Source organism: Streptomyces sp. NPDC104761 (assembly GCF_055583445.1).
The window spans coordinates 142,822-156,521 of sequence record NZ_JBVJNZ010000018.1 but is presented as its reverse complement, the minus strand read 5'-3'; the positions used below and the strand labels follow the sequence as shown (position 1 = coordinate 156,521).

The window sequence follows — 13,700 nt, the reverse complement described above, 5'->3', positions numbered from 1 at the left end:
GTAATCACCCGGGTGAAAGCGCCGGGCCCACATGAACCGGCGTTGAGGGCGATGTGGCCGTGCGGCATGCTGGCCCCATGCGCAGCACAGACCCCGTGGGTGACCGGCCCGGTGGGCGCGGGCACCGGGCCGTGAACGGCCTGCGCCTGAGGGGACGGGCCCGCGAGATGGCGGCTGTCCGTGAGGCCCTGGGCACGGTGCGCGGCGGGCGGGGTGCCTGCGTCGTCGTGGAAGGCGCACCAGGCGTCGGCAAGAGCCGGCTGCTGGCGGAGCTGGACGACCTGGCACGGCGGTCCGGGTTCGACGTGGTGTCCGTACGGGCCGACGAGCTCGACCAGTACGCCGCCGGAGCCGCCCTGCAGCCCGCCCTGCAGTTCTCCGACGGTTCCGAACGAGCGGCCGTGCCCACCGACGATCAGCGGCTGTGGCTGCTGGACAGCATCACGGACGCTCTCGAGGAGCGTGCCCAGCGCGCCCCGGTGGCCGTGCTGGTGGACGATGCGCAGTGGGCGGATCCGGCCACGCTCCTGGTGCTGCGCACCCTGCCCCGGCGACTCGCGGCTTCGCGGATCCTGTGGGTGCTGGCGGTACGGTCGGAGACCGAGCGGCCGACCGTTGCGAGGGTGCGGGAGGACCTCGAACGCCTCGGAGCCCGGTGGCTGACCCTCGGTCCCCTGCCGCAGCAGGAGTTGCAGCACATCGCGGCCGACGTCCTCGGGGCGAAACCGTCACCCGGTCTGGCCCGGCTCCTGCGCGGCGTCGGGGGCAATCCGTTCCTGGCGATCGAACTGGTGCGCGGCTTCGTCGACACGGACGCCGTCAAAGTGGAGGCGGGCGTGGCGAGCCTGCTGCACGACGGCATCCCCGTCGGTTTCCGGCGGAGCGTCGCCGCGCGTCTGGACCGGCTCCCGGAGGATGCCGTGCGCCTCCTCCAGGTCGGCTCCGTCCTCGGCCGGGAGTTCGACCTCGGTACGGCTGCCCGCCTGCTCGGCAGGCAGGTCGGCAGCCTGCTGTCGGGCGTCGAGGCGGCCCTGAACGCCGGTCTGCTCTCCGGCGAAGGGCCGCGACTGGCGTTCCGCCACGACCTCATGCGGCAGGCCGTCCACGAGCATCTGGCGCCGGCCGTACGGACCGCTCTGCACCGGGAGGCCGCCGACGTTCTGCGGGGCATGGGGGCACGATCGGCCGAGGTGGCCTGGCACGTCGTCCTGTCGGGCGGCCCGGTCGACGACGACGCCGTGACCACATTGACCACCGCGGTACGGGAACTGTCCTCGTCGGCCCCTGACGCGGCTGCGGACCTGGCTCAGCAGATCGGCGGACTGCTGCCCCTGCACGACCGGCGGCGCATCGCCCTGCTGACCGACGCCGCGGAGTACCTCGGCCGGACCCGCCGGGTGCACCAGGCGCTCGACCTGGTCGACGCGACCCTGTCGGACCGGCTGGAGCCGGTGCAGGAGGCGCGTCTGCGCCTGGTGGCTGCCGAGATCCACCAGGCCGCGGGAGACGATGCCGCAGCGATGACACACCTCCAGCAGGCTCTGGTCCTTCCCGGGCTGCCGACTGACCTGCGCATCAGGCTGCTCAAGACCAAGGCGACGGGCCACGTGTACCTCGGGGACGTCACCGCTGCCGAGCAGACCGACATCGGACTGGTCGAGGCCTCCTACCGCAGCGAGGACCCGGCCGTCGTCGTCAGCGCCATGGTGTTCCAGTCGCAGACGTTCTTCTACCGTGGGCGCCTGGCCCGTGCCCTTGAGCTCGCCGAGGAGGCCACGGCACGCGCCGCCGGCACGGAGTCCGGCGTACTGTACCTGCGGCCTCCGCGGATTCCTGCGCTGTGGCTGGCCACGGTGCTGACCGCCACCGACCGGCTCGAGGACACCGAGCGGGTGCTGCGGGAGGGGCAGCGCGAAGCGGAGACGCTGGGCCTGGGCTGGTCGCTTCCCCACTGGCATGCGAGCCGTGCCTGCGCGCTGTTCGAGCAGGGGGCGCTGGACGACGCGGCCGTGGAGGCGGAGGCCAGCCTGATGGTGGCCGACGAACTCGAGATCACCCAGCCGAATCCACAGGCCCGCTCCGTCCTGGCACTGGTGGAGACCAGACGCGGTGACCTCGCCAGAGCCAGGGACCATCTCCGCGCCGCCGAGGCCGGATCCGGCACGAGGACCCAGCGGTTCGGCCTGTGGGTGTCGCTCGCACGCGCCTGCCTGGCCGAGGCGGAGGGCCGGGACACCGCAGCGGCAGCGGCGATGGGCGGCAGCTTGACGGACGCCGAGCCGGCACGCCTGCTTGCGGTGCCGCCCTCCCACTGGCCAGGGATCGTGCGCATGGCGCTCCGCGGCGAGGACCCCTCGCTCGCGCAGGCCGTGTCCGGCGCATTGCGCACCCTGGCCGCACAGGACGGCGGCCAGCAGATCGTCGGGACCGTCAGTGCCCACGTGGACGGCCTGCTCCACCACGACCGGGCCGCACTGGCGTCCGCCGTCACCGGATACCGGAGCACCGGCAGGCGGCTGGCCCTGGCCGCGGTCTGCGAGGACCTCGGGGACCGCGTGGCCGCGTCGGGCGACAGCACGTCGGCGATCCCGTATTTCGAAGAGGCGGGTGAGCTGGCGGCGGCATGCGGAGCCCTGCGCGATCACGAACGGATCATGCGGCGCCTCAGACAGTTCGGCGTGCGCACAGCTGCCCCACGGCACCACACGACCGGCGCAGCGGGATGGGAGAGCCTGACCGAATCCGAGCGGAAGCTCGTCCCGCTCGTCGTGGAGGGCCTGACCAACCGGGCCATCGCCGACCGGCTCTACGTGTCCGTGCATACCGTCAACACGCATATGAAGCACATCTTCACCAAGCTCGGCATCAACTCACGAGTCGAACTGGCCCGGCTGGCGATCGAACGCGGCGGCATCTCCGACGGGCCGGTCTGAACGACGCCTGCTGCGGCGGGCGTGGTCCCTGGATTCCCGCGGTGCGGCACCGTTCCTCCGGCGAATGCCGGAGACATTCGCTCTGGGCTGCTTCAGGGAATTCGCTCAAGCGGGCCGGCAGGACTTCCCGCCGCCGAATGTGCCGCATGTCGCATCAATGCACCATTGTGACGCGGACGTTGGCGGCTGTACCTTCCATCCGTGATGAGAATTTCAGCAATCGTATTCATCGGCGTCGTGGCAGTCACATTCGGAGCTTTCGCAACGTCCGTGTCCCCCTGGTGGTGGCCGGCCGCCCTGCTTTTCGCGGCATTGGCGGGCGTGGGTTCCCATGATCTCCTCCAAAAGCGCCACTCGGTGCTGCGCAATTATCCGGTGCTGGGACATGTGCGTTTCATGCTGGAGTCGATCCGGCCGGAGTTGCAGCAGTATTTCATCGAGCGCAATTACGACGGCCGGCCCTACGACAGGGATGTGCGCAGTCTCGTCTATCAGCGCGCCAAGGGCCTGGAGGCGGAGCAGGCGTTCGGGACCGAACGGAACGTCTACGCCGAGGGCTACGAGTACTTCGAGTCGTCGATGAGGCCACACCCCGTGCAGGCGGAGCAGCCGAGGGTCCGCGTCGGCGGTCCGGACTGCACCAAGCCCTACGACATGGCATTGCTCAACGTCTCGGCGATGAGCTTCGGCTCGCTGTCCGCCAATGCCGTCCTCGCCCTGAACCGGGGCGCCGCCCTCGGGGGATTCGCTCACGACACCGGTGAGGGCGGCCTGTCGGAATACCATCTGCGTCACGGTGGCGACCTGGTGTGGGAGATCGGCACCGGATACTTCGGCTGCCGCACCGCGGACGGCCGCTTCGACCGGGCGCGGTTCGCGGCCAAGGCCGCGCACGACAACGTGAAGTGCGTGTCCCTGAAGCTCTCCCAGGGAGCCAAGCCCGGCATCGGAGGAGTGCTGCCCGGGGAGAAGGTCACCGCCGAGATAGCCCGGGTACGTGAAGTCCCCGAAGGCCGGACCGTCATCTCGCCCCCTTACCACGAGGTCTTCAGCACTCCACGGGAACTGATCCGGTTCCTCGCCGAGATGCGCGAGCTTTCCGGAGGCAAGCCGGTCGGCTTCAAGCTCTGTGTGGGCTCCCGGCGTGAGTTCCTGGCGGTGTGCAAGGCCATGATCGAGGAGGGCACCGCGCCCGATTTCATCATCGTCGACGGAGCGGAGGGCGGCACCGGAGCCGCCCCGCTGGAGTTCGCCGACCATCTGGGCAGCCCCCTCACCGAGGGCCTCATCACGGTCCACAACGCTCTGGTCGGCGCCGGCCTGCGGGACCGGATCAGGATCGGCGCCAGCGGGAAGGTGGCGACCGGAGCCGACATCGTCAAGCGCATGGTGCAGGGCGCCGACTTCACCAATGCGGCTCGCGCCATGATGTTCGCGATCGGCTGCATCCAGGCGCAGAGCTGCCACACCAACACCTGCCCCGCCGGAGTCGCCACACAGGACCCGCGCCGCGCCCGCGCGTTGCACGTCGACGACAAGTCGGTCCGGGTCCAGCGCTTCCAGTCCGCCACCGTGCACAGCTCCATGAGGATCATCGCCTCGCTGGGCGTCAGCGGACCGGCCGCGCTGCGCCCGGACATGCTGCGCCGGCGCGTGGATCCGGTCACGGTCCGCTCCTACGCGGAGCTCTACGAATGGCTGGCTCCCGGGCAGTTGCTGATCGAGCCGCCGGAGTCCTGGGCCGCGGACTGGAAGGCGGCCGACCCCGATCGTTTCACCGCCTGAGCGGGGGGTCGCCGGGACAGGGCCGTCCGGCGACACCCCTCGAACTGCCCGGCGGCAGACGAAAAGGAGAGCCCACCGGTCCGGGGCCGAGCACCGCCGGTACGTTCCCTGGCCGGACCGCCCGTGCCGCCGCATCATGGCCGCCCACGGCGAGCACGACCACCCCGGACACGCCGTCCACTGGGCCGACGTCAACGCCGTGGCCCGACCGCGCCGATGTCTTCCTTGACCGCTTCAGAGGGCTGACACAGAGTGCGGCCTGGACCAGCAGAAATGCAGGAGTCCAGGGAGGCCGCAGCCCGGGCGGCGTATGGGGGTCCGAGCCTGGTCAAGAACGAGGTTCTTGCGCCTTTCAAGCGCGGCGCGCATTCGGTGACGTGTGATTCTGCCGGCCGACTGCGAGCCACGCCGAAAGCCAGGGCATCAGTCCCTCTGCACATGTCCGGCCTGCCTCGTCCTCGGGAGAGCGGGGGACGGCAGTGACGCACTCCGCGATGTGCGGGTGACCGGACGGGGAAGGTCGTGATTCGGCCGGCGTGGAACTCGGGATACTGTCCTTGGCGCTCATCGTGCAACACACTCCTGACGCTGAACTCTTCGTGGACCGGGCGACGGCCGGGGGCAACTCGCCGACGCAGCCGGATCAGCCGACCTTTCGGAGCTCCGTGAGCCGGTTCCAGGCCCACGGGTAGAAGCGGTCGAGGCGGTCGTAGGCGTAGAGGCCGCAGTGCCCCTTGGGGAAAACGGCCGCACTCGCGGAACCGCCGGCCGCGAAGAGAGCACCTGTGGCGAGTGTGAGAGAAGCAGTCGCGATCGCGACGCCACGTGCGAGCTTCGGCATGGTCATTTCCCCTTGCTTTCGCGATCGCTGACAGGATCACTATGGGACGGAAAAGAGCTGGGAGCGTCACGCAATCTGGTGATGGAGCGGTGCGGGGGCGCACAGGGTAGGGAACGGCCGAACCGATCACCAGATCATGCGATGCGCTTCAATTCCGTGCCGTGTCACTCTGGCCAGATGGAAAAGTTCCTTGTCCGGGTCGGCTGCCCGGGAATGAACGGCCGCAGATGAGCGATCAGACGAAAGTGATCGTCCTGGGAGTGATCGGACTCGTCCTTGGTGTCATCCTTGGTCTTGCGCTGCAGCCCGCCTGTACGCCCTGAGGGACATCGCTCCCGGTCCGCGCGACCCGGACCGACCGCCTCACCGCACAGGGCACCGCTTCAGTCTCGCGTGGGACTGAACTGACCGGTACCACGCGCGGTGTTAGGCGCCGGCCACCAGGCTGCGTCCGAGACCGGGGTCGCCGGCGAACCGGTGAGCCGGGGAACCACGTCGGTGACCACCGCCGCCAGGCGGTGGCCCGTACGGTGTCCGGAGACCAGGACGAGGGCCGAGGCGCCCGCGAGCGCCCTGCGCATGCCCGCGGCGTCGGCGTAGGCGGCCGGACCGCGTCGCCGGGCGCCCGGCAGTTCGGGCATGCGGTCGGGACTACGTCCGACGAGGAGTTGCGGGACCCCGTGGTCGGCGAGTCGGGCCGCGATCCCTGTCTCACGATCCGTGTCTCGCGTGCCGGGGACCGAAGTGTTCGGCGCCTGCGCCGACCGGTGTCCGGCTGTGCCCGTCGTTCAGGGTGAAGTCGGCCCGGACCGCCACACCGGACTGCAGCAGCTTCTGATGGACCAGGGGGTCTCGTCCGGGGTGCGACGCGACGACGCTGACGTACCCCTCGGGCAGGCCGGTCACGGCGTACTCGCCCTGCGCGTTCGTCGTGGTGCGCACCAACTGCCGGCCGCCGGTGTCCATGACGGTCACCGCGGCATGGCGGACGGGCTGCTGTGCGGTGTCGCGGACGGTGCCCTCCAGCATCGGCAACAGCTCGCCGAAGTGGTGCGGGCGGACCGGCAGTGCGGTGGGGGTGGGCGCCTCCACGGACGGGTCCTCCACCGGCGGCTCGGGAACGTCCTCCTGCCCGTCCTCGGCTCCCAGCGCCGCGGCTGCGCGGTGCTGCCGCCACGCGTCCAGGCCCAGCAGCGCCGTCCCCGCGGTGATCCACGCGCAGAGCACGAGGACCGGCCTCAGCACCCCCGCACCGTCGAAATACATCACGCCCCTCAAAGCGTCGACCGCATTGCCCAGTGGCATGACGGCGTGCAGGCCCTGGAAGAACCGCGGCAGCAGCTGGACGGGGACCAGGCCGCTGGACGGAACGCTCAGCACCACGTACAGGCCCAGACCCGCGAGCGGGAAGAAGTGCCTGACGAACGGTGCCATGCCGAGGGAGAACGTGGCCACGGCCGTCGTGAGCAGGAAGGCGATGGCCAGGGCCGTGGGGTCGTCGGGGAAGAAGTCCAGTCCCACGCCGACGAGGAATCCCACCAGGCTGAAGAGACCGGCGGCGCCCGCGATCGTGATCAGCTTCCGGCGCCGGGTGAAGGTCACCGCCCGCAGCAGAGTTGTGGCGAGGATGTAGCCGGGGACGTTCCAGGCGATCCCGAAGTAGACCAGGGTCGTGCCGGGCCCGTCCTTGCCGACCGTGGGGGCCACGTCCGTGACGGTGAGCTTCTGGTGGTTGTGCGCCGCAAGCTGGGTGAAGCCCTTGGCCAGCGCCTGCTCCAGGGCCGAGCCGTTGGCCTTGGCCACGTACAGCACGGCGTGTCCGCCGTCGGCGGCGAAGCCTGCCACGGCGTCCCGGTCCAGCACCGCCCGGCGGGCCTCCTGGGCGTCCGCCACGGCGGTGACGTCGAACCCGCCGCGATGCGCCCGCTGCAGCGCGGTGTCGACCTTGCGTTCCACCGCGAGGTGGGCGACCGCGATCCTGGCATGGTGGGGCTGAGGCTGGTGAAAGGCGAGGGGGAAGCAGAACAGCAGGCCCAGGAAGAGCGCCACCGGGATCGTGAGGGTCTCGACGAGGACTCTGGCCCCGGAAACGCCCCGGGGCCGCTCGATCCGGGCTTTCACAGAACCCCCGCTCGCCCGCCGCGGGGCACGCGGGCCACCGGACGCCCGGCAGTCCCGAGGGCGTCTCCCCGGTGCCGGTGGGCCTGCGGTATGCGCGGTCCGAACAGTTTCACGGCGCCTCTCCCGACTGTGCCGCGCCCAGGCATCGTCAGGGCGCCACTCGATTCACGTACCGATCGGAACATCTATCCCTGCTGGACCTTACGCGTACCGATCGGTACAGTCAAAGGGTGTCGCGCCCCGTCAATGCAGAGAAGCGTGCCGAGCTGCTGAAACAGGTGGTGCACCGCCTCCAGCACCACGGCGTCGCACAGATGTCACTCAGTCCGCTCGCCCAGTCGATCGGCACCACCAAGCGCATGCTTCTGTACTACTTCGGCAGCCGCGAGAACCTGCTGGCCCAGGCGCTGGCCGCCAGCCGCCCCGACGCCCACGCCATGTTCGACGGCGTTCGCGACAGCGAGGGACTGCGCAAGGCGGCTCACACCCTGTGGGACGCGATGACGGTCGGGGAGCAGTCCGGGCCGGTCCGCATGCTGCTGCAGCTGCTCAGCCTCGCCGCCACCGATCCCCAGCAGTACGGCGCCGTCGCGGCCGAGACCGTCGAGGTCATGATCGGCCCCATCGCCGCGGCCTACGTCCGGCTGGGGCACCCGCCTCAGGAGGCGCGGACGGCGGCCACGCTCCTCGTCTCCGGACTGCGCGGTCTGTGCCAGGACCGCCTGGTGACCCATGACGCCGCCCGCACCGACGCGGCCGCCCGCCGGCTCATCAGGGACGCGGTCGCGGCGGCCGACTGAGCCGGTGACCCCCGTCCGCGCCCGGCGGCACGGCCGTACGGCAGACTCCGGACCGTGTTGAGAGTGGTCCAGGGGCACTCGGGGAAGGACTCCGGGTGACGCCGTGGGGCCGGTTCGGGCAGGTCCGCGGATCCGTGCCGATGCCCAGGCCCCCCCCGGCGGGCAGTCCCACCCGGTGCTGGAACCGCCTGGCAGAAACGCAGGTCGACATCGTGCTCCGGAGACATCGAGCGGCGCCGGCCCCGTCCGCCGGTACGGACGGCGACCCGGGGCTCTTCACCCCCGGCTCCGTGACCTGGCAGATGCACGGCGACCCCATGATGTGGGTCGCCGGCATCCGGGCGCTCTACCTCCAGGCCCTGCATCCCCGCGCGGTGCGCGGTGTCATGGAGAACTCCGACTTCCGCCGCGACGCCTGGGGCCGGCTGATGCGGACCGCGAACTTCGTCGGTACGACGACCTACGGCACCACCGAGACCGCCGAGCGGGCCGGAGCGCGGATCCGGAAGATCCACAGCATGCTGGGCGCGACGGACCCGGACACCGGCGAACGCTACGGCGTGGACGAACCCGACCTGCTGTTGTGGGTGCACTGCGCCGAGATCGACTCCTATCTGCACGTCGTCCGCCGCTCCGGCTTCCCGCTCACCGACGCACAGGCCGACCGCTACATCGCCGAACACCGGGTCAGCGGCCGCCTGGTCGGCCTCGACCCCGCCGCCGTGCCGGGCGACCAGGAGGAGATGACCGCCTACTTCGAGAAGGTGCGACCGCAGCTCGCCGCCGGCGCCGACGCACACGCGGTCGACGACTTCCTGCTCAGCCCCCCGACGCATCCGCTCCTGATACCGGCGCGCGCAGCACTGTGGCGGCGCGTGGCCCGCCTCGCGTACGCCTCTCTGCCGCCGTACGCCCACGAGCTGTACGGCAGACCGGCCCCCCGACCCGCCGTCGTCACCCGCCGACTGCGCGCCACCGGCACCCTGTTGCGCTGCGTTCCCGCACGTCTGCGCTGGCAACTCCCGCCCAAACACATCCTGCGCGCCATGGCGAGGCTTGGCCCGGCCACGCGCCCCGCACCGTACAAAGTCGGGCGATAGACAGCCATACTGGGCGGGCAGGGGGGTGTCACGACCGCGACGGGGGGCGACGGCGCGCGATGGCTGACGGCAGGCTGGTCCAGGGACGGTACCGGCTGCTCGACCTGATCGGGCGGGGCGGGATGGGCGAGGTGTGGCGAGCCCGCGACGAGTCACTCGGCCGGCAGGTCGCCGTGAAGTGCCTCAAACCGCTGGGCCCGCACCACGACCAGGCGTTCACCCGGGTGCTGCGCGAGCGGTTCCGGCGCGAGGCGAGAGTCGCCGCCGCCCTCTCGCACCGCGGGGTCACCGTCGTCCACGACTTCGGCGAGTACGACGGCATCCTCTACCTGGTGATGGAGCTGCTGAACGGCCGCAACCTCAGCCAGCTCCTCGAGGACGACAAACACCACCCGCTGCCGGTCGGCGACGTCGTCGACATCGCCGAGCAGGCCGCCGCCGCCCTCGCCTACACCCATCAACAGGGCATCGTGCACCGGGACCTGAAGCCGGCCAACATCATGCGGCTCACCGACGGCACGGTGAAGATCTGCGACTTCGGCATCGCCCGCCTCGGCCACGACGTCGGCTTCACCTCCCGGCTCACCGGCACCGGCATCGCCATGGGCACCCCGCACTACATGTCCCCGGAGCAGATCGGCGGCACCGAGGTCGACCAGCGCAGCGACCTGTACTCGCTGGGCTGCGTCCTCTACGAGATCGCCACCGGGGCACCGCCGTTCGACCTCGACGACGCCTGGGCGATCCTCGTCGGCCACCGCGACACCCCGCCCGCCCCGCCGCGCAGCCACCGCCCGGAGCTGCCCGGCTGGTTCGAGCGGGTCGTCCTCGACCTGCTGGCCAAGCGGCCCGAACAACGGCCGTACGACGCCGGGGAACTGGGCCGCCGGATCATCTCCGGGCGGACGACGCCCACCTACGTCCCCACCGTCGTCACCGCGCGGCCCCGGCCCCGGACCGCGCAACCGAACGCCCGCGAGCCCCGGTTGCCGTCCTGGACCCGTGGCATGACCACCGGCCACAAGGCGACCGGCGCCGCCCTGCGCACCACCCCGGCCGACCCCGGAGCAGGCCTCACCGGCGAGTGGACCACCCACCCGGCCACCGGCGTCACGGAACCGCTCCCGGCCGTCCCCGCGCCCTCCCCGGAGATCCTCGCCGCCCTCGCCGGCCGGCACAACGCCGGGCTCACCCTGGGACGGCTCGGCCGCTGGGCCGAGGCGGGCGACGTGCACCGCGCCGTCGCCGCCGAACGCACCCGTCTCCTCGGCCCCGACCACCCCGACACCCTCGCCAGCCGCTACGAGACGGCCTTCACCCTCAGCCGCACCGGCCGTCCCGCCGACGCGCTGCGCGAGTACACCGAGGTCGCCGCCGCCCGGGAGCGCGCCCTCGGCGCCGACCACCCCGACACCCTCGCCGCCCGCCAGGAAACGGCCTACGTGCTCGGCCAGTTGGGCCGCCATTTCGACGCCCACCAGGTGTACACGGCCGTCCTCGCCACCCGGCTGCGGCTGACCGGCCCCGACCATCCGGACACCCTGCGCTGCCGCCACAACCTCGCCTTCAACCTCAGCAGGCTGGGCCGCCTGGAGGACTCGTACCGCATGGCCCACGAGGTGGCCGCGGCCCGCGCCCGGGTGCTCGGCCCGCTCCACCCCGACACCCTGGTCACCCGGTACGAAGTCGCCTACGCGTCGGGTCAGTTGGGCCGCTGGGAAGAGGCCCTGCAGACCTACCGCGAGGTGGCCGAGGCCCGCGGCCGCGCCCTCGGCGCCGACCACCCCGACACCCTCGCCGCCCGCTACGAGGTCGGCATCAGCCTGGGCCGTCTGGGCCGCAGCGCCGAGGCGCTCACCCTCTACCGTGCGCTGATCGACGACCGCACCCGCGTCCAGGGCCCCGCCCACCCCGAGACGCTGCGCGCCCGCCACGGCCTGGGCGTCAACCTCGGTCGCCTGGGCCGCTGGGAGGAGGCCCTGGCGGAGTCGCGCGACGTGTGCGCGATCCGGGAACGCGTGCTCGGCCCGGACCACCCCGACACGCTGGTGAGCCGCCGCGAGGTGGGGGTGAGCCTCGGGTGGCTGGGACGCTGGGCGGACGCGCTGGCGGAGTACAGGAGGGTGGCGGCCGCCCGGGAACGGGTCCTCGGCCCCGACCACCCGGACACCCTCGCCAGCCGCAACGACGAGGCGCACTGCCTGGAGCAGTTGGGGCGGGGGGCCGAGGCGGTCGAGCTGTACCGGAGGGTGGCGGTCCGCCGTCAACAGCGTGCGTCCGGGGGCCGACTCTGAGACGCGCCCCACAACGCGCCCCGAAAGGGCGCTGAGGATACCCCCGGCCGAAGGCTGGGGGAGGAACTGCGCGACCAGCCCCGCACGGCCCGCACGTGAAAACCGGCCCTCCCCGCGGAGCGAACCGGCATGGCTCTTACCTACGTAGATCATCGTGTGTTACGAAGAGCTATGCCCGCTGCCACGGAACCCTCCCGCACCTACGACGCCATCATCGTCGGCGGCGGCCACAACGGCCTCGTCGCGGCGGCCTACCTGGCCCGGGCCGGCCGCACGGTCCTGGTCCTGGAGCGGCTCGGCCGCACCGGCGGCGCCGCGGTCTCCACCCGCCCCTTCGCCGGCGTCGACGCGCGGCTGTCCCGCTACTCGTACCTGGTCAGCCTCCTGCCGCGGAAGATCGTCCGCGACCTCGGCCTGAACTTCCGCGTCCGCGGCCGCACCATCTCCTCGTACACGCCCGTGGAACGCGACGGGCGGCCGACCGGCCTGCTGGTCGGCGGCGGCGAGCGGCGGATCCGCGAGGCCTTCGAACGGCTGACCGGAGGCAAGGCGGAGTACCAGGCCTGGCAGCGCTTCTACGGCACGACCGGCCGGGTCGCCGAACGCGTCTTCCCGACGCTCACCGAACCGCTGCCCACGCGCGAGGAACTCCGCCGCCGCATCGACGACGAGACGGCCTGGCAGGCCCTGTTCGAGGAGCCGATCGGGGTCGCGATCGAGGAGAACTTCACGGACGACCTGGTGCGCGGGGTCGTCCTCACCGACGCGCTGATCGGTACCTTCGCGGACGCCCACGACGCCTCGCTGCGCCAGAACCGCTGCTTCCTCTACCACGTCATCGGCGGCGGTACCGGTGCCTGGGACGTACCGGTCGGCGGCATGGGCGCCCTCACCGACGCACTGGCCGCCGCCGCGCGCTCGGCGGGCGCGGTGCTCGCCACCGGGCACGAGGCGGTACGGATCGAGACGGACGGCCGGACCGCGGAGGTCGCCTACCGCACCGCGGACGGGGAGGGCGTCGCGGCCGCCCGGCACGTGCTGGTGGGCGCCTCCCCGCAGGAACTCGCCGCCCTCACCGGCGACCCGGCCCCGGAGCCCGCCGAGGGCGCCCAGCTCAAGGTGAACATGCTCCTCAAGCGGCTGCCCAGGCTGCGCGACACCGCCGTCGACCCGCGCGAGGCGTTCTCCGGGACCTTCCACATCGCCGAGGGCTACGGGCAACTGGCCACCGCCCATGCCCAGGCGGCGGCCGGCCGGCTGCCCGCGGCCCCGCCCTCCGAGATCTACTGCCACTCCCTGACCGACCCCACCATCCTCGGCCGTGACCTGGCCGAACGCGGCTACCAGACGCTCACCCTCTTCGGCCTGCACACCCCGGCCCGGCTCTTCGCCGCCGACAACGACGCCGTACGCGACGAACTCCTCAAGTCCACCCTCGCCCAGCTCGACGCCCACCTCGCCGAGCCGATCGCCGACTGCCTGGCCCTCGACGCCGGCGGCCGCCCCTGCATCGAGGCGAAGACCCCCCTCGACCTCGAACGCGACCTGCGGCTGCCCGGCGGCAACATCTTCCACCGCGACCTCTCCTGGCCCTACGCCCAGGACGGCACCGGACGCTGGGGCGTGGAGACCCGGCACGCCAACGTCCTGCTGTGCGGGGCGGGCGCGGTGCGCGGGGGAGGGGTGAGCGGGGTGCCGGGGCACAACGCGGCGATGGCGGTCCTGGAACAGCGGGCCGACTGACCCCTGGCCGGAGCACGGTCAAAGAATCTGACGAGGCATCAGAAAATGTCTTCCGTCGGCCGGACGACTGCGGCATCCTGCGC

The 13,700-nt window shown here is 71.8% G+C and carries 9 protein-coding genes; 6 read left to right on the top strand and 3 right to left on the bottom strand.

Annotated features, from left to right (window positions below; all coding sequences use genetic code 11):
- The first annotated feature begins 77 nt into the window (after nucleotides 1-77).
- Nucleotides 78-2,933 (top strand): helix-turn-helix transcriptional regulator, encoded by a 2,856-nt coding sequence (locus tag ACZ63F_RS36775; RefSeq protein ID WP_469717890.1) that lies wholly within the window; start codon nucleotides 78-80, stop codon nucleotides 2,931-2,933.
- A 204-nt stretch (nucleotides 2,934-3,137) separates the two neighbouring features.
- Nucleotides 3,138-4,718 (top strand): FMN-binding glutamate synthase family protein, encoded by a 1,581-nt coding sequence (locus ACZ63F_RS36770; protein ID WP_469717889.1) that lies wholly within the window; start codon nucleotides 3,138-3,140, stop codon nucleotides 4,716-4,718.
- A gap of 643 nt (nucleotides 4,719-5,361) precedes the next feature.
- Here ACZ63F_RS36770 and ACZ63F_RS36765 read toward each other — a convergent pair.
- The 3 genes from ACZ63F_RS36765 to ACZ63F_RS36755 all read right to left on the bottom strand — a co-directional run bounded on the left by ACZ63F_RS36765 (nucleotide 5,362) and on the right by ACZ63F_RS36755 (nucleotide 7,680).
- Nucleotides 5,362-5,559 (bottom strand): hypothetical protein, encoded by a 198-nt coding sequence (locus ACZ63F_RS36765; protein WP_469717887.1) that lies wholly within the window; start codon nucleotides 5,557-5,559, stop codon nucleotides 5,362-5,364.
- A 383-nt stretch (nucleotides 5,560-5,942) separates the two neighbouring features.
- The gene (locus ACZ63F_RS36760; RefSeq protein ID WP_469717885.1) at nucleotides 5,943-6,200 is read right to left on the bottom strand and encodes a hypothetical protein; all 258 of its coding nucleotides are present in this window, start codon (nucleotides 6,198-6,200) and stop codon (nucleotides 5,943-5,945) included.
- A 70-nt stretch (nucleotides 6,201-6,270) separates the two neighbouring features.
- Entirely contained in the window at nucleotides 6,271-7,680 is a 1,410-nt protein-coding gene (locus ACZ63F_RS36755; protein WP_469717883.1) for a carboxypeptidase regulatory-like domain-containing protein, read from the bottom strand.
- 230 nt (nucleotides 7,681-7,910) lie between these two features.
- Here ACZ63F_RS36755 and ACZ63F_RS36750 point away from each other — a divergent pair, with 230 nt between their 5' ends.
- From ACZ63F_RS36750 to ACZ63F_RS36735, 4 genes are all read left to right on the top strand, one after another.
- Nucleotides 7,911-8,480: a TetR/AcrR family transcriptional regulator gene (locus tag ACZ63F_RS36750; RefSeq protein ID WP_469717882.1), complete on the top strand. Its 570-nt coding sequence runs from the start codon at nucleotides 7,911-7,913 to the stop codon at nucleotides 8,478-8,480.
- A gap of 302 nt (nucleotides 8,481-8,782) precedes the next feature.
- Nucleotides 8,783-9,580 (top strand): oxygenase MpaB family protein, encoded by a 798-nt coding sequence (locus tag ACZ63F_RS36745; RefSeq protein WP_469717939.1) that lies wholly within the window; start codon nucleotides 8,783-8,785, stop codon nucleotides 9,578-9,580.
- A 59-nt stretch (nucleotides 9,581-9,639) separates the two neighbouring features.
- Complete coding sequence (locus ACZ63F_RS36740; RefSeq protein ID WP_469717880.1) at nucleotides 9,640-11,874, top strand: serine/threonine-protein kinase; 2,235 nt, start codon at nucleotides 9,640-9,642, stop codon at nucleotides 11,872-11,874.
- Between the two features lie 171 nt (nucleotides 11,875-12,045).
- On the top strand, nucleotides 12,046-13,617 hold the full coding sequence (locus ACZ63F_RS36735) for a phytoene desaturase family protein (RefSeq protein WP_469717878.1): 1,572 nt from the start codon (nucleotides 12,046-12,048) through the stop codon (nucleotides 13,615-13,617).
- Nucleotides 13,618-13,700: the final 83 nt, after the last annotated feature.